The following is a 23,007-nucleotide window of genomic DNA, read 5'->3' as shown; positions in this document are numbered from 1 at the left end:
TTTGAAAATGAAAAAGAAGATTGTCAACATTGAAAAAAATTCTGCTGATTTTATAAATCAAGATAACATACACGAAAAGGAACACGATAAAAACCTTTGGAATGCCCGAGTAAAAAGAGATCGAATTGCCCAATCCATACCGGAATGGGAAGAACTTAAAGAATTAGCATCTAAAATAAAGGAACACACTTTGTCACACTTGGACGAATATGTATCCACTTTTGCAGAAAATGCCTCCAAAAGAGGTGCAGTGGTTCACTGGGCTAGAGATGCACAGGAACATAACGAAATCGTTTATAATATCTTACAAGAAAGAAAAGTAACTGAAATTATAAAAAGCAAATCCATGCTTCAAGAAGAGTGTGAAATGACAAGCTTTTTAGAATCCAAGGGAATTGAGGTTACCGAGTCTGATTTGGGCGAAAGAATACAGCAGCTTTCTCATCAACCTCCGGCTCATATTGTTATGCCCGCCATTGAAAAAACCACGGAAGATATCGCCCAGCTCTTTGCTAAAACCATAGGCACTGATCCTAATGATACGGATCCACATTCTCTAAACGAAGCGATGAGGAATAATGCCAGGCCTAAATTTTTACGAGCAGGGGCAGGAATGACCGGTGCCAATTTCGCCATAGCTGAAACAGGAACTTTTGTTGTCTGCACTAATGAAGGTAATGCGGATATTGGAGCAGCCGTACCTCCTCTTCATATTGCTAGTATAGGTATTGAAAAAATAATTCCAAAGGTGGAAGATTTAGGAATTTTTATACGTCTCTTATCCAGAAGTGCACTAGGAACTCCGGCAACCCAATATACTTCGCATTTCACCGGACCTCGAAAAAATGGAGAACTTCATATTATTATAACTGATAATGGAAGATCTACCCGTTTAGGCATGGAAGATTTTTGGACTTCTCTTAAATGTATCCGTTGCGGCGCATGTATGAATACTTGTCCGGTTTACAGAAGAAGTGGTGGTTTATCTTATGAATCAACCTATTCCGGTCCAATAGGAATTATATTAAGCCCGACTTTCGATCTTGAAAAATATAAAGAGCTTCCGTATCATTCCACTTTATGCGGCTCTTGTTCTGATGTTTGTCCGGTAAAAATTGACATTTCCTATCAAATCTACAAATGGAGGAAATTGGTTGTCGACAAAGGATATATGCCTTCAAATCGAAAATATGCGCTGAAAGCAGCCGGTGCTGTTTTAGGTCACCCGCATCTATTTAGAACAACGGAAGCTTTTGCAGAAAAAGCACTGCCCATAGTGCCCGATTTTCTTATATACAGCAGTTTAAATCCATGGACTCAAGAACGTAAAATGTTTTCCATGGCAAAAAATACATTTAGAGATTGGTATATTAAAAACAGAAAAGAAAAAAATGATAAGTACTAAAGAACATATATTAGAAGCTATTCGTAAAAATAAGCCTCAAGGAACACAATATCCCTATCCTGTCATTCCTTCATTTCCCAAAAGCACAAAAGATATTAAGGAAGAATTTAAGGAAAATTTAATCTTAAATGCCGGTACTTGCTTCACCATAAATTCCATTGAGGAGGGCGAAAACAAAATTAAAGAATTACATCCGCAAGCTAAAGTAATTTGTTCTTCTGCCATCGAATTTCCTGGAAATAAAGATTTATCCAAAGTAACTGATCCTCATCAATTGGATGATGTGGATGTTGGAATTATTCGTGCGGAATTTGGTGTTTCAGAAAACGGTATGGTCTGGTTGACGGAAAAAGGAATGATGGTTACTTCTTTAGGTTTTCTTTCTCAACATTTAATTATTTTGTTAAAGCCTCAAGATATAGTTAGAGACATGTATGAAGCGTATGCAAGAATAAATCTTCGTGATAACAATTACGGTTGTTTTATGTTAGGTCCTTCTGCTACAGCAGATATAGGGGCTGTTATGGTTCGAGGAGCACAAGGAGCCAGAAGCTTATCGGTATTTTTTATGTAGTTTTATACGTTACCGAAATATAAACAAGTGAAAAGTAAAAAAGAGGAGAAAATGAATTTCTCCTCTTTTAAATTCTATCATATTTTATTGGATTATAACTTTTCTGTTTACTTCAAAATCATTTCCCATTACTTTTATTACGTAACTACCTGATTTTTGAATAGTAATCGTCAATAAATCACTGTTATAGGAATTTACAATGGTTTGTAATATAATTCCGTTTAAAGAAAAAACCAGCACTTTTTTAATTGCGGATTTATCATTGTTGGATTTTATATATACAGTTCCCGAAGAAAGAGTAGGATAAATTTCTAAAAAATCTCTGGGTTGATATTCGAAACTTTCCACTTTTAAATTATTTCCCCAAACCATTTCCACCCACTCGGGATGGTCTATATAGGGATTACGATTTTTTTGTTTACTATAAATAGCTTCATTCATGGCTATTTCTCGGTCACTGACAGGATCCATCACATGCCAAGTCAGCAATATATTTCTAAAGGTATCGGTAAACACTTGATTTTTTGTTCTATTAAACATATCAAAACTCCAAGAACTGATTTCATCTTCATATCGGGTTGCAAAATAAAAGAATGCTCGAGCTATATCCCCCTTAAATTCATCAATGGGTTCAAAAACGACTCTTTTATACCCTTTAGAATAGCCGGAATTAGCATTGTTACCCAATTGAGATCCGTTTTTGGATACCCATTTGCTGTTAGCTACTCTACCAAACGGATAATCGCTTCTCATAGCATTCACTTTTCCGTCCGTTGGCCAAATATGAAAGGCATCAGAAAGCATGGGATTTTTTTTATAAAATACAGATTGCGGTATCAGGTGCTCTCTATTATAACAATCTCCTTCTTTAGTATAATTTCCGCACTGATCTACTCCAAACCGATAATTGTAGGGATCCACACCGTTAGGTATCTCAGAATAAATATCCAAAACAGTTCCGTCGTTTTCATACCATTGATCACCAAAAGCACTCATGGACTTATATAAATTCCACAAACCTTTATATCCAATGGGTACATGTCCCTGTTTGATAATTTCTTTCAAACGTGTTTTTAAGTCATATCCCGTACCGTATGCATCCACATAATAGTTGAGAGGTATTGACTTACTTTCTATAAACGGTATCTCAGCTTGCTGAGAATAAAAAAAACAGGTGGATAGTACAATCCAAAATAATAAAATTTTCTTCATATTATTTGTAATTTTAGCGTTGGTAATAACTTTGATAAAGTTTTTAACTTTTGTTCAAGTTAAGATAAATATCTCACTAATTATAATTATTTTTTTATATGATACAGGCAAATTTCACCTCATACGAATTACAATTTAAGCGTCCGGCAGGAACTTCTCGCGGAACATTAAATTCTAAGCTAACTTATCTTTTAAAAGTTCAAAATTCAGATACGGAATATGTTGGCGAATGTAGTTTTTTTAGGGGTTTAAGTACTGATTCCGAAATGGAATATGAGCCTAAACTGCAATGGGTATGTGATCATATCAATGAAGGAAAAGAATTTTTGCTAACGAATTGTCAAGAATTTCCTTCCATACAATTCGGTATTGAACAGATTTTTGCTCAAATTGAAAACAGAAAAGACGGGATGTTTTTTCCTTCTGAATTTACCGAAGGAAAACAAGGAATTAAAATCAACGGATTAATTTGGATGGGAAATTTGGACTTTATGCGTGAGCAAATCCAACAAAAACTCGAACAAAATTATAGTTGTATAAAACTTAAAATTGGTGTTAACTGGCAAGAAGAATATAAAATATTACAAAACTTACGCAAAGAATTTTCTGCTTCTCAATTGGAATTGAGAGTGGATGCTAATGGCGGATTTTCTTTTGAGGAAGCAAAAAAGGTATTAGAGCAACTGGCTCAACTTGAAATTCATTCCATTGAACAACCTATTAAAGCCGGAAATGAAAACCAAATGGCTGAATTATGCAAATATACTCCCACTCCTATTGCTTTGGACGAAGAATTGATCGGTAAGTTTTATAAAGATCAAAAAGAAAAAACGTTAGAAATTATAAAACCTCAATATATAATTTTAAAACCTTCTTTAATTGGCGGATGGAAAGGATCGGAAGAATGGATTGAAATAGCCGAATCTAAAAATATAGATTGGTGGATCACTTCAGCCTTAGAATCCAATATTGGATTAAATGCTATAGCGCAATGGACTGCTTTATTTCATAAAGATATGCCGCAAGGTTTGGGTACAGGAAGTTTATATACTAATAATTTCCCTTCTAAACTTTCCGTAAAGGGTGAATATCTATTTTATAATCCATAAATTGAAAAAAGTATCCGTTAAATACTTCTGAAATATATAGTATCATTGATAGTAATCATTATCGTATAAAGATAAAAAATTTCTTATGATTCATCTGAATTTTTCAAAACCTATAGACGTAAATGCAATACCTTGTCAAGAAAAATGGCAAATAGACCTTGTTGATTTTTTAAAAGATTGGTATTCTGCTTCACCCACTATAATCACAAAGACATCCGGTTCCACCGGAACTCCAAAAAATATTGCACTGACTAAAAAAGCTATGGCTGAAAGCGCAAAGATGACGGGTACTTTTTTAAATCTTAAAGCTAATGATAGCGCTCTTCTTTGTATGCCTTCTTCCTATATAGCAGGTAAGATGATGTTAGTAAGAGCTATCGTTTGGAAATTAGATCTTTATTGCATTAAGCCCGTATCTCATCCCCTTGAGAATCTTAACAGAGAATTTACCTTTTCTGCAATGACGCCTATGCAAGTCGAAAATTCGTTGAATAAGCTTTACCTTATAAAAAAGTTGATTGTAGGAGGCGCTCAGCCTTCCGCTCAATTGGTATCCGAATTAAAAAACCAAACTACCGATATTTATGAATCTTTTGGAATGACGGAAACGATATCTCATATTGCACTAAAAAAAATATCGGGTCATGCGGTAAATTCAGTTTTTAAAGTTATGCCCAATACTAAAATTCGTGTGGATGAAAGAGGTTGTTTGTGTATTCTTCCTCCATTTTTGGATGAAGAAATTGTAACTAATGATCTGGTTTCGCTCATTTCTGACAATGAATTTGAATGGAAAGGAAGAATGGACCATGTAATTAATTCCGGAGGAATTAAAATTTTTCCTGAACAAGTCGAAAAACAACTCAAATCCATTATTCAAACTGATTTTATCATTTCATCCGTACAAGATCCTTTACTAGGTAGTAAAGTAGTGATTATTATAGCCGGAAAAAAAGATCTCAATTTAGAAAAACAAATTCTAGATTTCAATTTTGAAAATAAATATGAAAAACCTAAAGAGTTTATTTATGTTGAAAGTTTTGCAAAAACTCCTACCGGAAAAATCATCCGAAAAATATAAGCTCTATTTTTATTTCGATTATTTTTAAAATGATTTTTTATTTTTACTAAGTTTAAATTTTACATTTAAAAAATTAAGGTATAAAAAAAGCCTTATAAATAAATTATAAGGCTTTTTTGTCAAAATATTTGAGTATAATCGTACAATTTCTATTTGATTTTCAAGAACCAACGCATACCTGCAATAATTTGATTTCCATTAATTCCATCTAAACCGTTATATATTCCGTTAAAATTGGTTCTGTTATACGCATACATAAGGTGGAATCTAAGGTCTTTAATAGCCGGATCTGTAAATGGATAATATTCAACTGCTGCTTGTACACCTCCATTAATATAGGAAGAAGAATTTATTTGATCTCTTCTTTTATTCCATACTCCTTTAATTAAAGGTTTTATCTTTCCTAAATCGTATTTAAAATTAACTGAAACAGAATTGTCTCTAACATGTCTTAATCCTAAATCTTCATTTTGAACGACATCCCCGTAATCCATATCACGATCTCCCATATACCAATCTAATTCAGCTGTAAATTTTTTAAGATTGATTTGGTTACCAATGGTTATCCAGTTATAATATTTGCTCGCATCATGTTGAAAGGCCCCGTATCCATATCGAGTTCTAAATACATTGTTGAAAAGGCTACCTTCCCATAAGAATAAACCTGCTAACGATTTATTTTTATATTTATCGGTAGCAAATTGAGGAGCATCCGAATTTACTACTTCAAAATTTAAGGTTTGTCCTGCTACTCTATAAGCTACATTAACCCCCGTTTTATAAGCATCCAGGTCATTATAGGTCATAGTATATAAGTAAACATCAGCAGCATTATAGTCAAATTCAAAAGTACCGAATTGTACTGCTTGTTTACCTACACGGAATGTTAAATTTTTTCCTGCATCAATTTCGAAATATGCTTGATCGGTTGCTGATGAATAGTTATCTCTGTACAATGCGTTTTGAGGGGTATTTAGTCTATGACGTACCCTGTAACGAAACCCGGGAATTATTTCACCTTCAAACCATACTTTTACAGTATTTCCTCTGAAACTGCTTTGATCCGTTTTACTTCCTTTAAAAGTAGCTTGATAATCCACACGAGTATCAAACATAATGTTTAACATTTTGTCATCTTTCAATAACTTATCCAGAACGGATTTGAAAGATGGTTCATTGACAGTGTTTTCTCCTGTACTTGGATTGGTTTGCTGCCCGAACATGGACAAACAAAATAAACAATTAGCCGCTATGAGAATTTTTTTCGTAATACTTAATTTCTTCATAAATTTTTAATATTCTGTAAACATTCTTTGTATTTCCTTATAATTATTTGTTTTGGTTAAAGCAAGCATCAATAATACTCTGGATTTATACGGATTTAAGTACCAAGATGCTGTAAATCCATATTTATCGTCATCTACTTCATCATATTGAGCAGTTGGTCCCATTGAAATTCGGGAGGAACGAACTACTGCAATCCCTCTCTTTACTGCATTTGCAAGTGCATTTTGTAGATCGGTAGTAATGTTTCCGTTACCAACTCCTGCTGTAACTATTCCTCTTACTCCGGCATTAACTGCAGCATCTACAAATAATGACTTAGCGTTGGAATAACTTAAAATTACTTCAACTCTAGGCAGTTTAGTTATGTTAGTTATGTCAAATTCTGAATTTATTGTATGTCTTTTTACAGATTCCCGGGTATAAATGGGTTTACCGTTATATACGATTCCCAAATTCCCGTAATTTGGATCTTCAAAAGTTCCTACAGAAAGAGTATGCGTTTTGGTAATATCATCAGCCCCTATAATTTTATCATCCATTACTACCATTACTCCTTTACCTAAAGATTCCGGCGATCCAGCACATGCAACTGCATTGTAAATATTTCTAGGACCGTCTGCACTAATGGCAGTAGATGGACGCATGGAACCTACTAATACTACAGGCTTGTTGCTTTTTACGGTTAAGTTAAGAAAATATGCTGTTTCTTCTTGTGTATCGGTACCGTGGGTAATTACAATTCCGTCTACATCTTTTTGTTTAAGCAATTCATTAACTCTTTTCGATAATTTTAGCCAAACATCGTCATTCATGTCCTGACTTCCGATATTTGCTACTTGCTCTGCTTTAATGTTAGCAATGTCTTTAATGGAAGGAACTGCTTTTAAAAGTTCATCTACTGTAATAGAACCGGCTGTATATGCCTGAGTTACAGAGGATGACCCTTGTCCTGCGATGGTTCCTCCTGTTGCTAAAATGTAAATAGTTGGTTTATATTGTGCGTTAACCGCCATAAAAATAAACAATACAAACAAACTGAACAAATTTTTTAAACTTTTTGTTTTCATAGTTAAATAATTATAATTAATATTTGAATTTATTTTTTTGAATTTTTCCATGCTTCTACGTATTCGTACATTGTTTCGGAAAGCTTTTTTCCTATTGTTTTATAATCATCGTCATCTAAATTAGCTAACGATACTCTTACGGACCATTCCGGACCGGCAAATCCTCCTCCATTTAACAATACTATGGAAGATTTTTCGGCTAATCTGAAAAGTATATCTACGGGTTCAAAATTCTTTTCCAAGAAAGTAACAAAATCTTTATCGTAATTTTTAGATGCCCATTCATGAATATCTATTTCACAATAATAAGATGCTCTTTCCGGATCGGGTTTGATAGGTATATTCATTCCTTCCCAAAGTAGATTAAATCTATGTTTTACTAAATCTGTACATACTTTTTTATAGTGATTTTGCTTATCCAATAATGCAAACGATGCAAACAACATCATTTGTATTTGCTGAGGTAAGGATAATCCTGCAGTATGATTCAATGCAACTTGACGACTGTCTGCTACTAATCGGTCAATAAATTTCAGTTTTTCAGGATATAAAGTCAAACTGGAATATAATTTTGCTGTTTTAGCTTTTTCTTTTTCAGGTATTGCTTTTAGCATTTTATCATAAATGTTATCTTCATATAAAGCAATAGCCCCTAAACGCCATCCTGTGGCTCCGAAATATTTTGAGAATGAATAAACACAAAGTGTATTTTGTGGTAATTCGTTCATTAATGAGCTAAATTTGGGAACAAAAGTACCATAAACATCATCCGTCAATATCATTAAATTGGGATTGAGGTTTTTAACTACTTTTATGAGATATTTTCTACTCTTATCGCAAATTTCTACTGAGGTGGGATTACTTGGGTTAACAATGAAAAAGGCTTTGATGGTTTTGTCACCTAATTTATCTAATTCTTCATCCGGATATTGATAGTTGGAAGTTCCGTCGCTATTTTTTCCTGTACCATGCACGTAAGTTACCTTAAAATCATATCTTTTTAATTCAGGTATTTCTAAGTAAGGAGTAAAAACAGGAACTCCTAAAGCAATATGATCTCCTTTTCTTAATAAATAGTTTTCCATCAAAGAATCAAAAATATAACACATGGCAGCCGTTCCTCCTTCCACAGCAAAAATATCATATTTACCACTTCTTTGCGGATTATTCCCGCACATTTCTTGAATGAGGTAATCGTGAACTATGGGTTCTATGTGTTTTAACATCCTTACCGGACTTGGATATTGATCTCCGATAATTCCTTCCGCTAATTCGTGTGCCCAACTGTCGCGATCGTATTTATGTTTTTCTATACCGTATTTGTAGGTATTTTTTAAATGTTCAATACCGGGTTGGTCTTTATTTTTTTCCAAAAATGCTTCAAATCTTTTACCTATTCCTTTTTTTTCGGGTATACCCGCCAATCCTTCGGGTTTATTTAAGGTTCTTTTACATTCATCTATTCCGAACCTTCCTAAGGTAAAAAATGCTTCTCGAGGAACTGTTGCAATCCAATTGGGATTTCCGCGACCTGCATTTAACATGGTTCTGGTGGGTTTGGTTTGTTGATCTGAGGCTAATTTAATCAAATCATTTTTTAACTCAAAAGGGCTTAGTTGTTCTAATTGCTGCTCTTTACGACGAGAGGTTTTTAGTTTAGAAATATCCATTGTTATTTACTTTTTTCTTGTTTTACTAATTTTTACGTGTTCAATGGCTAGCTCATTAACAAAACAATTACTACTCCCCATATAATAAGTAGCGTATTACCAACGGCATAAGTAGTGGTATAAGACAGGGCCGGAACTTTACTTTGTAATGTATCTTCCAAGGCTCCCAATGCAGCGGTTGTAGTTCGGGCTCCTGCACAAGCCCCTAAGGTAATGGCAGGATTGAATTTAAATACATATCTTCCCAATAATATACCAATGAACATGGGCACGATACTTACAAATATTCCTGCGATAAATAAGCTTACTCCGGCCGTTTTCAATCCTGAAATAAAATCGGGTCCTGCATTTATTCCCACTACGGCAATAAACATATTTAAACCCAAATTATTCATCAACCAAACTGAGGGCGAAGGAATGTATCCAAAAGTAGGTCGCAAGGATCGTAACCATCCGAATATAATTCCCATAATTAAAACTCCTCCACTGGCACTTAAACTTAAGGGAATATTTCCGGTACGGATTGATAATGACCCTAATAATCCTCCTAAAAAAATACCCAATCCTATATATAGAATATCAGTAACATTAGTGGGTCTTTCCGGATAACCTAAGTAGGAAGCAAATTTATCTACGTCTGTTTTCCTGCCTTCTATTTCCACAATGTCTCCTCGTTGAATGGTTACATTTTTTAATAAAGGAATTGTTGTTTTTCCTCTATGTATTTTTAATATGATTACTCCGTGTCTGTTTTTATTGTATTTTAGGGTATGTAAACATTTTCCGATTATTTCTTTATTGGCGACCATTACCTTTAAACTTTCTACCTTAAAATCCAATAAATCCAAATCTGCAACTTCTTTACCGACCAGATTTTCATCAGACAAGATGGTATCTAACGGGCCATTTAAAACCATTCGATCTCCCCTATTGATAGTAGTATCAGGATTGGGATCTGAAATAATTTCATTGTTGGAAGCTGAACGAATTTGTTCAACATAGACGGGCCATCCTTTGTTTACTAGTAAATTTTCAACCTCTTGAACGGAGCGTTTTTGATTAAAAAATGAACTTCCTGCTTCTATTACTCTAAAAGTTGCTCCATCGTAAGCATATTCTAAACTTGAATCATCATCTTGTATTTCTCCTCCTAATGATTCTTCATATTTTTTTGTTTGCCCTATAACATCTTTTCCTAAAAGCTTAGGTCCAATGGATGATAAAAACCATGCTGTTCCTGCTGTTCCAAATATATAAGTTACTGCATACGCAACGGGAATGTGATTTATTAATTGTTGTTTTTGAGAAGAGTCAATACTTAACTGATTTATTGTATCGGATGCTACTCCAATTACTGCTGATATGGTATTAGCTCCGGCTAATAATCCTGCTGCATTTCCTACATCAAAACCTGCAATAATTGCGGCAACCCATCCTACTAATAAACAAGATACACATACTAAGGCTGCAAATGCAATTTGCGGCAATCCTTCTTTTTTTAATCCGTGCACAAATTGAGGACCCACACTATATCCAACGGCAAATAAAAATATGAGAAAAAATGCTGATTTTACGGTAGGCGAAATGGAAATACCCAGCTGTCCGATTAATACCCCCATTAAAAGAACGCCCGTAACGGCGCCTAAACTAAATCCTTTAATTTTTATTTGTCCGATTGCAAAACCTAATGCTAAGGTGAGAAAAATAGCTAATTCAGGAGAACCTTGAATAGTTTTTAAAATCCATTCCATATATCTTGTTTTTTAATAAATATTTTTTAGGTTAATTAGAGATAAAAAAAGAAAATAATATTTTTTATCCCATAAAATAACTCTATATAAAATACAATTAATATGCCAACAAAATGAACTTATATTTTTTCACTATTCTTATTTAATGTCTAAAAAATTCTTCCTTAAAAGTATTTATATTAGGTTCAATATTTCAATGAATTTCTGGATAGTATATATAACTAAAAAAGAAAAAGCAATTGAGAAATCAATTGCTTTTCAAGGTTATATTAGTCTTTATACTTATGAGGCCCCAGCATATTTTGCGGGTTTAAAATTTCATCTAATTTTTCTTTTGATAAAAGCTTATTTTCGAGCACTAAGTCATAAACACTTAAATTTTTCTCTAAGGCTTCTTTAGCTATCTTAGTACTGTTTTTGTATCCTATATAGGGATTTAATGCTGTAACAATTCCTATACTGTTTAATACCATATCTTTGCAATGTTGTTCATTAGCTGTTATACCGTCGATACAATTTACACGTAAACAGTCCATAGCGTTCATTAAGATATGAACTGATTCTAACAAGCTGTATGCGATTACAGGTTCCATTACATTTAATTGGAGTTGACCGGATTCTGCAGCCATAGTTACTGTTAAATCATTTCCAATAACTTTAAAGCATGTTTGGTTCATTGCTTCCGGAATAACGGGATTAACTTTTCCCGGCATAATGGAAGATCCCGGTTGCATAGCCGGTAGATTGATTTCATTCAATCCACAACGAGGCCCGGATGATAATAGACGTAAATCGTTGCAAATTTTTGAAAGCTTGATGGCTACTCTTTTCAGAGCTGATGAGTAAATAACATATGATCCGGTATCCGGGGTTGCTTCAACTAAATTTTTCGCAGATATAAACGGTAATTTTGTTATTTCCGCTAATTTTTTAGCACATAATTCAGCATATCCGGGGATTGCGTTTAATCCGGTTCCGATGGCTGTAGCCCCCATATTGATTTCTAAAAATAAATTAGAATTTTGGGTCAACCTTTCCACATCTTCGCTTAATGTTTCTGCAAAGGCTTCAAATTCTTGCCCTAAAGTCATAGGCACTGCATCTTGCAATTGGGTTCTTCCCATTTTTAAAACATGCATAAATTCTTTTCCTTTGTTGCGGAAAGATTCAATTAATTGTTTTAAATGATCAATTAAGATCATGTTAGAATTAATTGCTGCTAATTTTATAGAAGTTGGATAGGCATCATTAGTAGATTGGGAAAGGTTTACGTGATCGTGAGGAGAACAGTATTGGTATTCTCCTTTTTTATGTCCCATTATTTCTAATGCAATATTGGCTACCACTTCATTTATGTTCATGTTGGTTGAAGTTCCTGCTCCTCCTTGAATTACATCACTTGGAAATTCTTTGTCGTATTTACCGGTTATAATTTCCTGACATGCTTTTACAATTGCATTTTTGATATTTTCATCTAAGACTCCTAATTCGCAATTAGTCTCTGCTGCCGCCCATTTTACATAAGCTAACGCTTTAATTAATTCCGGATAATTAGATAATTTTATACCTGTTATATGAAAATTGTTTACAGCCCTTTGAGTTTGAATTCCATAATATGCATTTTCAGGAACTTCTAAATCTCCTATCAAATCGTTTTCGACTCTGTACATAATTTTTTATTTATTAATTTTTTTACGGTTGTTTTTTTATTTTTAAAATAGTAAATAAGCTAAACCAAAACCTACACTTACGGCTACAATGGTTGCGATAAACCCCGGTAATTGGAAAGAGTGATTGACTACGTATTTTCCTATACGAGTAGTACCGGTACGATCAAAGTTTATTGCAGCTATTATGGTTGGATAATTTGGAATAAAGAAATATCCATTTACTGCCGGAAACATAGCTATCAAACTAGGGATAGGTATGCCCAGGGAAACCCCTAACGGCATAAGTGCTCGTACGGTTGCTGCTTGACTAAACAGCATGATGGACATAATAAATAAGGCTATTGCAAAGGTCCACGGATATTCTGTAACCATAGTGGTTAACATTCCTTTGAAGAAATCTAAATTTCCACCAAAAAATGTATCACCCATCCAGGCTATACCAAAAATAGCTATTACTGCTTGCATTCCTGCAGAGAAAATGGAACCGGTTGCTATTTTTTCTACATTGGTTTTAGTAAATAGTAAGATACATCCTGCTGCTGCCAACATAAGTATTTCTATGATATGAGGCATAGCCATTGGTACTCCATTAAAAGTGGGCTTCATTCCGTCAATGGAACCAAAAACCACTATCCCTACAACACTAACCAAAAAGATGATCACAGATAATTTTGCTCCAAAACTTACTTTGTTTTTGCTGCTTTTTTCTTTTATTTCTAATAAGCCTTCGTTTATTCTTTTTTGATATTCGGGATCTTTTTCTAAATCAACTCCTATAAACATTTGTACAATTGCAGCAACTATAACTCCAATTAAAGTGGAAGGTACTGATATCATTAAAATATCCGTAAGTCTTAATTCAGGGTTTTTTACCATAATTACACTAAGTAAAGCTGCCGTAGCTGCAGAAATGGGACTTGCGGTTATGGCTTGTTGTGATGCGATAACCGAAATGCTTAACGGTCTTTCAGGCCTCACCTTTGCATCGGTGGCTACTTCTGATATTATAGGCAACAGTGCATAAGCTATGTGTCCTGTACCTGCAATCATCGTAAAAATATAAGAAACAATAGGGGCTACTATGGTAATGGCAGGAGGATAAGCTCTTAAAAGCTTTTCAGCGATATTAACCATATAGTCTATACCCCCGGATGCTTGTAAAGTACTTGCTGCCGTAATTACTGCAACTATCATTAACATGACATCTATGGGCGGATTTTGCGGCTTTAGCTTAAAAACAAAAACTAATACAGCCAATCCAAGACCTCCGAAAATACCTAATCCTAAACCTCCTTTTCTCGCCCCGATAAATATGGCTGCCATTACAACCATAAATTCCAGCAAAATCATTAAAGTGTTACTCATCTAAAAATTAATTTTATTTAATTTAAAACTAATAATATGTATAATATTTATAACAAATCTTAGTTTTAATTATTTAATAATTGCAAATGTAAACAGATAATTAAGATTTTCATTATTTTTTGTAAGTGATGTTATTTGTATTTTAAAAACAATATAATTACCTTTGTAAGTGAAAAATCTTACTTTTTTGAACATGGAGAAGCTGATTACTACCATCCCTTTTTATGCTATATTAACTGAGGAGGAGAAAATGTTTCTCTCTCAAAATTGTAGTATTGTTGACTTTGATTCCAGAGAAGCCCTTTTTAAACAGGGCAGTTTTGCGGTTAATATATATTTTGTATTGGAAGGGTATTGTAAATTGACGTACCAATCCGGCAATAAAAGAAAAATCGTTTATATAGCCCGAAAGGGTGAAATTATAGGTAAGGATTATATATTATTGGAACATTATCCTTACAGTACTCACTCGCTTACCGCTTCTAAATTAATGGTTTTTCCCAAAAACTTGTTTCAAAAAATCTGTGAATTAAATAAATCATTTTATCTTAAAATCAGCAATAAATTAGAATTTAAACTACGGGAAACCATGGAATGGTTGATTAATCTTAGTTTTAAAAATGTGGAAGGAGCTGTGGCTATGTTTATTTTAAAATTTTGTAATAAAAATTTTAAGGACATTAGTTTAACTAGAACCGAAATTGCTGAAATTATAGGATATTCCAGAGAAAGCATTATTCATACCCTTACAAAGTTTGAACAAGAAATGCTGATCAAAACGAAAGGCAAAGACATTATTATAAAAGATATCGAAAAACTGGAAGAAATAATAAAATACGGATAAATTCAGTAATTATTAAAAAACATAAATCAATTCTTGAATTGTTAATTAACAAACAAATCATATCTTTGTATTGATTTTTAAAAATTATTGATGAATTTATTCAAAGAGTATGGCCTATCAGAAGATTTGTTAAAGGCCATAACAGAGTTGGGTTACACTCAACCCACTGAAATCCAAAAGCAAACCATTCCCTATTTATTATCCAAGGAAGAAGACTTAATAGCTTTAGCACAAACCGGTACCGGTAAAACTGCTGCATTTTCATTACCTATATTGGAAATGATAGATCCCTATCAAAAACATGTTCAAGCCTTAATTCTTTGTCCAACTCGTGAACTGTGTTTACAAATTTCTAAAGATATTGCCAGTTATTCGAAATATTTATCTAAAATACGCTCATTGGCAGTTTATGGCGGATCTAATATTTCTGAGCAAATCAGAGGTTTGAAAAATAATCCTCAAATTGTAATAGGTACACCGGGAAGGGTTAATGATATGCTTAAAAGAGGGGTTCTAAAAATTAACCAAATTCAATGGTTGATTTTAGACGAAGCAGATGAGATGTTATCTATGGGCTTTAAAGCCGAATTGGAAACAATTCTTAAAGAAACGCCTAAAGACAGACAAACTTTATTATTTTCAGCAACTATGTCTAAACAAGTAGAGGCTATTGCTAAAAATTATATGAAGGGTGCACAAAAAATATCAGCAGGAGGAATTAATGAAGTAAAGAAAAATATTACTCATAAATTCGTAATGGTGCGTGACCGTCAAAAAAATAACGGTTTACGAAGAGTATTGGATGCAAATCCCAATATATATTCAATTATTTTCTGCAGAACGAGAGTGGAAACTCAACATGTTGCAGATTTCTTAATGCACCAAGGATATGCCGCTGATGCTTTGCATGGAGATTTATCACAATCTCAACGAGATATGGTAATGAAAAAATTCCGATTAAAAAATTTACGAATCCTTGTTGCTACGGATGTTGCAGCCAGAGGATTGGATGTAAATGACCTTACTCATGTGATTCATTATTCATTACCTGATGATCCGGAAGTTTTCATTCATAGAAGCGGTAGAACCGGTAGAGCAGGAAAAGACGGAGAATCTATAGCTATTATCCGTTCCAGCGAAATGGTTAAATTTAATCGCATTAAAAAGGAAACTTCTATTAAGGTAGAAGAAATGAAAATTCCTACCAAAGAGGATATTTTAAAAGCGAAAGAACTTTATTTATCGGATAAGCTGCTTAATTCCGATTTTGATTCCGAAGAATTTGAACTTTCCACTATTCCTGATCTGTCCAACATTTCTAAAGAAGAACTTTATAAAAGGGTAATGTTCCTTGAATTAAAATCAACTTGGGAATTCTATAAAAACGAGAAAGATATTGCTCCTATTGATAAGAACGAAAGAGCAGCCGAAAGAGGTAAAAAATCTTCTACAAGCCGAAACAGAAAGGATAGAAAAGACTCAAAAGACGGAAATAAAAGAAACAGAAAAAGTAAAAAAGGGAATTTCACTCGTTTTTTCTTTAATTTAGGCAAAAGAGATAATCTTAACAAAGTAACGGTTATTGACTTAATTAATAAAAACACGAAAGGTGCGAGAGCGGATATTGGCGAAATTGATATTAGAGATAAATTTACCTTTTTCGAAGTTGACGCCAATTATACTGATCAATTATTAAAGAAAATTAATCAGTTAAGTTTTAATGGTAAAAATATGTCATTGGAAATAGCTCAGTAGAGAGTTTAGTTGAAATTTCTAAATTGTTTAAATTATTTTAAGCTACCTAAAATATACCATAAATGATGAAACTTATAAAAAAAATTTTTGTCATCCTATTGATATTCATTTCATTTACTGAAATAAATGCACAAATAAATAATCAAAAAGTTGAAAAAATAAAAGTTTACGGTAATTGCAATATGTGCAAGGAAACTATTGAAAAAGCCGGTTATGAAGCAAATATTTCTGCTGTACTATGGGATCCGGGCACTAAAATTGCAACTATAACTTATGATGATACGCAAACATCTTTGAATGCTATTTTGAAGAAAATAGCAAAATCGGGGTACAGCAATGAAAAATATAAGGCTAAAGATTCCGATTATAAAAAATTACCGATATGTTGTCAATATTAAAAAGATAGTAAAAATAGTTTTAAGCGTTCTTTTAGAGAATTTTTTTTATTCTCATAATTTAATACATTAATTTATCAATTTAGAGAACTCAATTTTATTGAGCTCTCTTTTTTGTTTTAATTCTAAATTTACTCTGCAAAAAAAGGAACTGACTTCAAAAAGCCAATTCCTTATATTAAAAAATTAATTTATTAGTTCAAAAATTTATGAGGCGGTTGCTCTTGGATACCATACCGTACACATAATACCTTCACTTGCTACCTTAGGATGGGCGCAATTTGATTTCTGAAATTTAGAACATTTCAAACAATCATCTTCTCTATGAGGAATCACTTTAAATTCGTATGAATTACAAACTTGATTTTGGCTTACTGCAATTTCTTTAATAGTACATAACTGCCCATTCAAAAAATGCTCACAATTACCACAGCATTTAGCTAACTTTAATTCCATATCAATTATTATTTTATTTAAAAACTTTGATACAAAATTATAAATTAAGATTCAAAGATTTATTCTAAATAACTGATTTAAAGCAATTTATATTTAGAATAAATTAATATAATCGGTATAATCATTCTAAATACTCAGGTATTTTTATGAAGTAATTTTTTTACTACAATTTTATCGACCGGTAATGGGATACTATCTAAGGTAATTTGATCTAAAGGCATCCATTCTATTTGATTTATGGACTTTTCTATTATTTGAAGATTGGAAAGATCATTACATTCCACTTTATAGTACACGGTAAGTAATTGACTATCGGGAGTTAATTTAGATTCCAGGAAAAAATCTTGAGTATAGAAATGCTCTTTTACTGTAACTTCTAAATTTAATTCTTCTTTAAATTCTCTAATCAATGTATCCCGAGTTCCTTCTCCTAATTCCAATCCTCCACCGGGCAATTTAAGTAATGGTTTTCCCGCATACATTTCGTGTAGAAACATCAAACAATTATCTTTTATTAAAAGTCCATATACTCTTACATTTAATTTTGTTATCTTTTCCATGCATTAACCATTTCTCGTTTTCCTTTAGGTCCTGTTAATTTTTCTACGTCAAATCCTACCCTTTGCATGGCTCTTCTTGCACTTCCTTTACTGGAATAGGTAGTTAGCAATCCTTGTGGTGCCATCCGATCGAAGATTTGCTTAAAAATATCTTCTTCCCAAAGCTCGGGTTGAACTCTTGCTCCAAAAGCATCATAATAAACTACATTTATATCGGAAATAGGTAAATTTCTTAATTCAAGAAAATCTGCCTTAAATTTAATGATAGTAAAATTTTTATTAATTTGAGTTTCCTTCCCCCACTCTGCTTGATGTAACGATTGATAATATTCCTCTGCTTTTTCTTTATTTAGTAAAGTCCCGTATTGTAACTCTTTAATTTCTTCATGTGTTAGAGGATATTTTTCCAGCGTATAATATCGAACAGTCAAATCCTTTTCTATTGCTTTATATAATGTTAAAAAAGCATTTAAACCCGTTCCAAAACCCATTTCCAAAATGGAAATCTCAGAAATTTTTAATTGATCTAATCCATGAGATATAAATACATGTTCTGCTTCTTGCATGATACCATGACGGGAATGATAAGTCTCATTCCATTCAGGAATATGTAAGGTTTTAGTACCTTCAGATGTGGTAATAATGGTTCTTTCTAACATAAAACGTAAATCCATTCAAAATTACAACTCTTTTTAATCTATCAAATGATTTATTTATTAATTTTGAAATGTTCAATAAACAATTTTAGCAAGTTAAGTAATGAAAATAAATAAAATATCAAACTCCAGATTAGATACAATCGATCCCAATGACTCCCCTTTTGGAGCCAACATATCTGATCATATGCTCATATGTGAATATGAAAACGGTAAATGGGGAGACCCGGTTATTATGCCTTATGGTTCGATGAACTATTCTCCTGCTTTAATGGCTCTTCATTATGGCCAAGCCATCTTTGAAGGAATGAAAGCATATAAGGATAAAAATAATGAGGTTTTTTTATTCCGACCTGAAAAAAACTTTGAAAGATTTAATAAATCTGCGGAACGTTTAGCTATGCCGCAAATACCTAAAGAAATCTTTCTTGATGGACTTTATGCTTTAATTGATTTGGATCGGGGTTGGATTCCTACTAAACCGGGTATTTCTCTATATATTCGTCCGGTTATGTTTGCTTCTGAAGAAATGTTTTCAGCAAGGATATCTAAAAAATATACTTTTGCTATTATGACTTCTCCTGCCGGACTTTATTATGATAAACCCTTAAAAATTAAAATTGAAGATTATTATACTCGTGCAGTAGACGGAGGGGTTGGATTTACTAAATGCGCCGGTAATTACGGGGCATCTTTTTATCCTACATTTCTAGCTAATCAAAATGGTTTTGATCAGGTAATTTGGACCGATAGTAAAAATCACAGGTATTTTGAGGAATCCGGAACTATGAATGTTATGGTAAGAATCGGAAACACTATTTACACCCCCCCTACTTCCACAACGATTTTAAGCGGTATTACCAGAGACAGCTTAGTACATTTAGCCAAATATCACAATCTGGATATTAAGGAAGAACGGATATCTGTTGACGACATTGTAAATGCATATCAAGAAGGTAATCTAAAAGAAATATTCGGTTGTGGTACTGCCGTGGTAATTTCAAGGTATTCTCATTTGGGCTATCAAGATTCTATCATGGAGTTGCCTCAATTATCGGATGAAGAGAGTTATGCCGTTTTTCTTAAAAAACAGTTAGTGGGTATACAAACTAATGAAATTGATGATCCTTTTGGATGGAGATATAAAATTTAAAATTATAATTATTTATAACCCAAAAATATTTTTTTGCTAACTTCTGGAACAGTCTGTGATTCAGAAGTTTTTTATTACCTATGTATAAACCTATGAATCACTTTAACATTAAATCAATATTTAGTAAATAATGAAAGTTAATTCCATAAAAAACATCCAATTTATATTCATAGGTATTTTATTCATATTTAATATTTTTCAATCGGTAACACTTCCTTTAATTGATGATGAAGCTTATTATTGGGTTTGGTCGAATCATTTGGATTTTGGTTATTATGATCATCCCCCTATGATTGCTTTATTTATCAAGGCGGGATATTTATTTTTCAAAGGAACTTTGGGAGTTCGATTTGTATCGATTATAACTTGGATAGTCGTTTATTGTATTTGGTTGTTGATTCTTAAACCTAAAACGCTAAAAGAAAATTATTTATTTATAGGACTTTTTGGATCTGTCGGATTTTATCAAACGTTAGGATTTATATCTACTCCCGACACTCCTTTGCTTTTATTCTGTTCTTTATTTTTATGGAGATGGAAATCATTTACTGAGAAAAATAATTTACTAAATGCTTTACTTTTGGGCTTATCCATGGCACTTACCATGTATTCTAAATATCAGGGAGCATTATTGATTATTCTAACTTTTATTCCTTTTCTCCCTTCTTTATTAAAAAATAAATGGTTTTACTTCAGTTTGTTGTTTTCTTTGCTTTTATATATTCCTCATTTATATTGGCAGTATGATCACGATTGGGCATCTATAAAATATCATCTTTTTGAAAGGAGCAAACAAAAAGCTGTGACTTATCCATTCATCAAATGGATACTTGGCATATTTATATTAGGTAACCCTTTGCTTCTCTATTTTTACGGTAAAAGTATTTTCAAACGTTTGGATGGAAATAAACCGTGGATAAGATCTTTACAATGGATTAGCTTGGGTGGAATCCTTTTTTTTAGTTTATTTTCATTTAGCAGAGTAATTCAACCGCAATGGAACTTAATTATTTATATTGCGCTCATTCCTTTAACTTATTTAACGTTTAAAGAAAAAAACAATGTTTGGATCACCGGACTTTCTTTTGCTTATATTTTACTATTGTTTTTTGTGAGAATATCATTATTCTTTCCCACTGTCATACACAAAAGTCCCATGTATAAATTGAAGGAATTTGTTTTAAATGCTAAAGAAGTAACGGAGGGATTGGCTGTTTTTGAACGCTATCAAAAAGCGGCTGCATATAATTTTTATACACAACAACCTTCTTGTTGTTTACAAGTTTATACTCATAGATATTCTCAATATGATATTTGGAATTCCGAACAAAATATTCAAGGAAAAACTATTACATTTTTTGGATTGGAAGAATTATCTCCCGTTTACCTTGTTGATGAGGATGGAAAAAACGAGTATTATAAAACTGTAGATAAATTTTATTCTTATTCCCAAATAAAATGTGAAGTACAGCCCACTAGTATTTCATCCGAAGAAGAATCACAAACACTCGATGTTAAGTGGACAAATCCTTATAATAAAGAGATTAATTTAGGTGATGGTACTCCTCAAGAACTAGCATTTTTATTTTTCAATACTAAAACTTTTGAACCTCAAAATATAATTTCAATTAATAAAAAATTAATTCTTCCGCCTAAAAGCTCTACAGACCAAACTTTATTTATTGATGTTTCTCAAATTCCTCCCGGTACTTATAAAGTCTATCTGATTTTAAAACCCTATAATTTATTTGGAAAAATTATCTCTAATGAAATGAGCCTTCATATTCCTTAATTTTTTAGTATTTTTGATAAAATATTATATGGTACTTATTCAAAATATACATAAATCTTTTGGTTCCCTTGAAGTTTTAAAAGGTGTTTCTCTCCATATAAAAAAAGGTGAAATAGTTACCATCGTGGGAGAATCCGGTGCCGGTAAATCAACTCTTTTGCAAATCATTGGCACTTTAGACAAACCGTCAAATCCGGAAAGATATCACAGCATTATTGAAATTGATAATTTACCCATTACTCAATTGAGAGATAAGGAACTTTCTTTATTTAGAAACCAGAATATTGGATTTATTTTTCAATTTCATCAATTATTACCAGAATTTACTGCACTGGAAAACGTCATGTTACCCGGAATGATTGCCGGAAAATCTAAATCTAAATTAGTTAATAAAGCAAAGGAATTATTAAGTTACCTGAAATTATCTCACCGTTTGGAGCATAAACCCGGAGAACTTTCCGGCGGTGAACAGCAAAGGGTTTCCGTTGCCAGGGCATTAATGAATAATCCTAAAATTATTTTAGCGGATGAGCCATCAGGAAATCTTGATTCCGCGAATGCTGAAGATTTACATCAATTATTTTATCAATTAAGAAAAGAATTTAATCAGACTTTTATAATTGTGACGCATAACTCTCATTTAGCTTCTATGGCAGATAGAAGTTTACTTATGAAAGACGGGATAATAGCTAATAATTGATAATAAAAATAGTACGCTTTTCTAGCTGATTATAGTTTTTTTATTACTATATAAACTTATTTAAACTATATTCCAATAAAAAAAGCATCAAAAAATAGTTTTCTGATGCTTTTTTATTTTTAAAATTTTACTTATAACATTACTATTCCTTCAATGGAACTTGCTTCTTTATAATATTCAATAACTGAAATTGAATCCGTTACATACATAGTAATGGTTATGCTTGTATATTTACCGTTTTTACTTTCTTTCATTGAAAATGAAGCTCCGCCATGATCAAAAATTTTATGCAATTGAGCCACTTTCTTGCTTTCCGTTGGGATTATAAACTTAAACATATAATTCCCCGGAAATGTATGTTCTTTGTCTAACTGTTCTTTAAATCTTGAATAAAAATCTTCAGGATTTTCGCCTTTATTGGCAAATATTTTAATATTGTCATTCCTATTCATGGTTACCCTTAAATCAAATCTAAAGCCAAATAAAATTTATGACAAAATAGCAT

Annotated in this window: 21 protein-coding genes; 10 read left to right on the top strand and 11 right to left on the bottom strand. The window is 32.5% G+C overall.

Features of this window, described 5'->3' with window-relative positions; translation table 11 throughout:
* Positions 1 to 7: 7 nt before the first annotated feature.
* Together GYM73_RS01875 and GYM73_RS01870 are read left to right on the top strand one after the other, a co-directional pair.
* A complete protein-coding gene (locus GYM73_RS01875) occupies positions 8 to 1,405 on the top strand; it encodes a lactate utilization protein B (protein ID WP_220233970.1) in 1,398 nt (465 codons plus the stop codon).
* Complete coding sequence (locus GYM73_RS01870) at positions 1,392 to 1,979, top strand: LUD domain-containing protein (protein ID WP_185150005.1); 588 nt, start codon at positions 1,392 to 1,394, stop codon at positions 1,977 to 1,979. The genes GYM73_RS01875 and GYM73_RS01870 overlap by 14 nt, the downstream gene beginning before the upstream one ends.
* Before the next feature lie 84 nt (positions 1,980 to 2,063).
* Here the strand turns inward: GYM73_RS01870 and GYM73_RS01865 are convergent, their stop codons facing one another.
* Entirely contained in the window at positions 2,064 to 3,191 is a 1,128-nt protein-coding gene (locus tag GYM73_RS01865) for an endonuclease (protein ID WP_220233969.1), read from the bottom strand.
* A 101-nt stretch (positions 3,192 to 3,292) separates the two neighbouring features.
* Here GYM73_RS01865 and GYM73_RS01860 point away from each other — a divergent pair, with 101 nt between their 5' ends.
* Together GYM73_RS01860 and GYM73_RS01855 are read left to right on the top strand one after the other, a co-directional pair.
* Positions 3,293 to 4,300, top strand: a complete 1,008-nt coding sequence (locus tag GYM73_RS01860; protein ID WP_220234340.1) for an o-succinylbenzoate synthase — start codon at positions 3,293 to 3,295, stop codon at positions 4,298 to 4,300.
* Between the two features lie 85 nt (positions 4,301 to 4,385).
* Positions 4,386 to 5,381, top strand: coding sequence for an AMP-binding protein (locus tag GYM73_RS01855; protein WP_220233968.1), 996 nt, complete (start codon positions 4,386 to 4,388; stop codon positions 5,379 to 5,381).
* Between the two features lie 149 nt (positions 5,382 to 5,530).
* Here the strand turns inward: GYM73_RS01855 and GYM73_RS01850 are convergent, their stop codons facing one another.
* The 6 genes from GYM73_RS01850 to GYM73_RS01825 all read right to left on the bottom strand — a co-directional run bounded on the left by GYM73_RS01850 (position 5,531) and on the right by GYM73_RS01825 (position 14,176).
* Complete coding sequence (locus GYM73_RS01850; protein WP_105297258.1) at positions 5,531 to 6,667, bottom strand: porin; 1,137 nt, start codon at positions 6,665 to 6,667, stop codon at positions 5,531 to 5,533.
* A 6-nt stretch (positions 6,668 to 6,673) separates the two neighbouring features.
* The gene (locus GYM73_RS01845; protein ID WP_105297285.1) at positions 6,674 to 7,735 is read right to left on the bottom strand and encodes a type II asparaginase; all 1,062 of its coding nucleotides are present in this window, start codon (positions 7,733 to 7,735) and stop codon (positions 6,674 to 6,676) included.
* Positions 7,736 to 7,764: 29 nt separating this feature from the next.
* A complete protein-coding gene (gene aspD / locus GYM73_RS01840; RefSeq protein ID WP_255571001.1) occupies positions 7,765 to 9,405 on the bottom strand; it encodes an aspartate 4-decarboxylase in 1,641 nt (546 codons plus the stop codon).
* 47 nt (positions 9,406 to 9,452) lie between these two features.
* On the bottom strand, positions 9,453 to 11,156 hold the full coding sequence (aspT, locus tag GYM73_RS01835) for an aspartate-alanine antiporter (protein WP_220233967.1): 1,704 nt from the start codon (positions 11,154 to 11,156) through the stop codon (positions 9,453 to 9,455).
* Between the two features lie 269 nt (positions 11,157 to 11,425).
* Entirely contained in the window at positions 11,426 to 12,826 is a 1,401-nt protein-coding gene (gene aspA / locus GYM73_RS01830; protein WP_160542663.1) for an aspartate ammonia-lyase, read from the bottom strand.
* 42 nt (positions 12,827 to 12,868) lie between these two features.
* Positions 12,869 to 14,176 carry an anaerobic C4-dicarboxylate transporter family protein gene (locus tag GYM73_RS01825; RefSeq protein WP_220234338.1) on the bottom strand — a complete coding sequence of 436 codons (1,308 nt, stop codon included), beginning with the start codon at positions 14,174 to 14,176 and terminating at the stop codon, positions 12,869 to 12,871.
* Between the two features lie 208 nt (positions 14,177 to 14,384).
* On the opposite strand from GYM73_RS01825, the gene GYM73_RS01820 reads away from it, so the two are divergent.
* The 3 genes from GYM73_RS01820 (at position 14,385) to GYM73_RS01810 (ending at position 17,188) form a co-directional block, all read left to right on the top strand.
* A complete protein-coding gene (locus GYM73_RS01820; protein WP_160566619.1) occupies positions 14,385 to 15,035 on the top strand; it encodes a Crp/Fnr family transcriptional regulator in 651 nt (216 codons plus the stop codon).
* Positions 15,036 to 15,125: 90 nt separating this feature from the next.
* On the top strand, positions 15,126 to 16,790 hold the full coding sequence (locus GYM73_RS01815) for a DEAD/DEAH box helicase (protein ID WP_220233966.1): 1,665 nt from the start codon (positions 15,126 to 15,128) through the stop codon (positions 16,788 to 16,790).
* Positions 16,791 to 16,852: 62 nt separating this feature from the next.
* Entirely contained in the window at positions 16,853 to 17,188 is a 336-nt protein-coding gene (locus GYM73_RS01810) for a heavy-metal-associated domain-containing protein (protein WP_160557389.1), read from the top strand.
* A gap of 204 nt (positions 17,189 to 17,392) precedes the next feature.
* Here the strand turns inward: GYM73_RS01810 and GYM73_RS01805 are convergent, their stop codons facing one another.
* The 3 genes from GYM73_RS01805 to mnmD form a co-directional block, all read right to left on the bottom strand.
* Positions 17,393 to 17,596: a hypothetical protein gene (locus GYM73_RS01805; RefSeq protein ID WP_146105565.1), complete on the bottom strand. Its 204-nt coding sequence runs from the start codon at positions 17,594 to 17,596 to the stop codon at positions 17,393 to 17,395.
* 179 nt (positions 17,597 to 17,775) lie between these two features.
* Complete coding sequence (locus GYM73_RS01800; RefSeq protein ID WP_160557390.1) at positions 17,776 to 18,201, bottom strand: NUDIX domain-containing protein; 426 nt, start codon at positions 18,199 to 18,201, stop codon at positions 17,776 to 17,778.
* Positions 18,189 to 18,875 (bottom strand): tRNA (5-methylaminomethyl-2-thiouridine)(34)-methyltransferase MnmD, encoded by a 687-nt coding sequence (gene mnmD / locus GYM73_RS01795; protein WP_255571000.1) that lies wholly within the window; start codon positions 18,873 to 18,875, stop codon positions 18,189 to 18,191. Before mnmD ends, GYM73_RS01800 begins: the two co-directional genes overlap by 13 nt.
* An 85-nt stretch (positions 18,876 to 18,960) precedes the next feature.
* Here mnmD and GYM73_RS01790 point away from each other — a divergent pair, with 85 nt between their 5' ends.
* From GYM73_RS01790 to GYM73_RS01780, 3 genes are all read left to right on the top strand, one after another.
* The gene (locus GYM73_RS01790) at positions 18,961 to 20,010 is read left to right on the top strand and encodes a branched-chain amino acid aminotransferase (RefSeq protein ID WP_220233965.1); all 1,050 of its coding nucleotides are present in this window, start codon (positions 18,961 to 18,963) and stop codon (positions 20,008 to 20,010) included.
* 130 nt (positions 20,011 to 20,140) lie between these two features.
* Positions 20,141 to 21,802, top strand: coding sequence for a glycosyltransferase family 39 protein (locus GYM73_RS01785; protein ID WP_220233964.1), 1,662 nt, complete (start codon positions 20,141 to 20,143; stop codon positions 21,800 to 21,802).
* 28 nt (positions 21,803 to 21,830) lie between these two features.
* Positions 21,831 to 22,502: an ABC transporter ATP-binding protein gene (locus GYM73_RS01780; protein WP_105297271.1), complete on the top strand. Its 672-nt coding sequence runs from the start codon at positions 21,831 to 21,833 to the stop codon at positions 22,500 to 22,502.
* Positions 22,503 to 22,633: 131 nt separating this feature from the next.
* Here the strand turns inward: GYM73_RS01780 and GYM73_RS01775 are convergent, their stop codons facing one another.
* A complete protein-coding gene (locus tag GYM73_RS01775) occupies positions 22,634 to 22,954 on the bottom strand; it encodes a DUF493 domain-containing protein (RefSeq protein WP_160542670.1) in 321 nt (106 codons plus the stop codon).
* Positions 22,955 to 23,007 lie beyond the last annotated feature (53 nt).

It is taken from the genome of Apibacter sp. ESL0432 (assembly GCF_019469225.1).
In the GTDB taxonomy this organism is placed as follows: domain Bacteria; phylum Bacteroidota; class Bacteroidia; order Flavobacteriales; family Weeksellaceae; genus Apibacter.
Note: the sequence above shows the minus strand (reverse complement) of the source record. Positions and strands in the feature narration are given on the sequence as shown.

Bases quoted from the DNA above. Each gene is read 5' to 3' on its own strand.
- GYM73_RS01810 (WP_160557389.1), top strand. From the start codon at position 16,853: ATGATGAAACTTATAAAAAAAATTTTTGTCATCCTATTGATATTCATT.
- GYM73_RS01780 (WP_105297271.1), top strand. From the start codon at position 21,831: ATGGTACTTATTCAAAATATACATAAATCTTTTGGTTCCCTTGAAGTT.
- GYM73_RS01800 (WP_160557390.1), bottom strand. From the start codon at position 18,201: ATGGAAAAGATAACAAAATTAAATGTAAGAGTATATGGACTTTTAATA.
- GYM73_RS01870 (WP_185150005.1), top strand. From the start codon at position 1,392: ATGATAAGTACTAAAGAACATATATTAGAAGCTATTCGTAAAAATAAG.
- mnmD (WP_255571000.1), bottom strand. From the start codon at position 18,875: ATGGATTTACGTTTTATGTTAGAAAGAACCATTATTACCACATCTGAA.
- aspT (WP_220233967.1), bottom strand. From the start codon at position 11,156: ATGGAATGGATTTTAAAAACTATTCAAGGTTCTCCTGAATTAGCTATT.
- aspA (WP_160542663.1), bottom strand. From the start codon at position 12,826: ATGTACAGAGTCGAAAACGATTTGATAGGAGATTTAGAAGTTCCTGAA.
- GYM73_RS01865 (WP_220233969.1), bottom strand. From the start codon at position 3,191: ATGAAGAAAATTTTATTATTTTGGATTGTACTATCCACCTGTTTTTTT.
- aspD (WP_255571001.1), bottom strand. From the start codon at position 9,405: ATGGATATTTCTAAACTAAAAACCTCTCGTCGTAAAGAGCAGCAATTA.
- GYM73_RS01820 (WP_160566619.1), top strand. From the start codon at position 14,385: ATGGAGAAGCTGATTACTACCATCCCTTTTTATGCTATATTAACTGAG.
- GYM73_RS01845 (WP_105297285.1), bottom strand. From the start codon at position 7,735: ATGAAAACAAAAAGTTTAAAAAATTTGTTCAGTTTGTTTGTATTGTTT.
- GYM73_RS01875 (WP_220233970.1), top strand. From the start codon at position 8: ATGAAAAAGAAGATTGTCAACATTGAAAAAAATTCTGCTGATTTTATA.
- GYM73_RS01775 (WP_160542670.1), bottom strand. From the start codon at position 22,954: ATGAATAGGAATGACAATATTAAAATATTTGCCAATAAAGGCGAAAAT.
- GYM73_RS01815 (WP_220233966.1), top strand. From the start codon at position 15,126: ATGAATTTATTCAAAGAGTATGGCCTATCAGAAGATTTGTTAAAGGCC.
- GYM73_RS01825 (WP_220234338.1), bottom strand. From the start codon at position 14,176: ATGATTTTGCTGGAATTTATGGTTGTAATGGCAGCCATATTTATCGGG.
- GYM73_RS01785 (WP_220233964.1), top strand. From the start codon at position 20,141: ATGAAAGTTAATTCCATAAAAAACATCCAATTTATATTCATAGGTATT.
- GYM73_RS01855 (WP_220233968.1), top strand. From the start codon at position 4,386: ATGATTCATCTGAATTTTTCAAAACCTATAGACGTAAATGCAATACCT.
- GYM73_RS01790 (WP_220233965.1), top strand. From the start codon at position 18,961: ATGAAAATAAATAAAATATCAAACTCCAGATTAGATACAATCGATCCC.
- GYM73_RS01850 (WP_105297258.1), bottom strand. From the start codon at position 6,667: ATGAAGAAATTAAGTATTACGAAAAAAATTCTCATAGCGGCTAATTGT.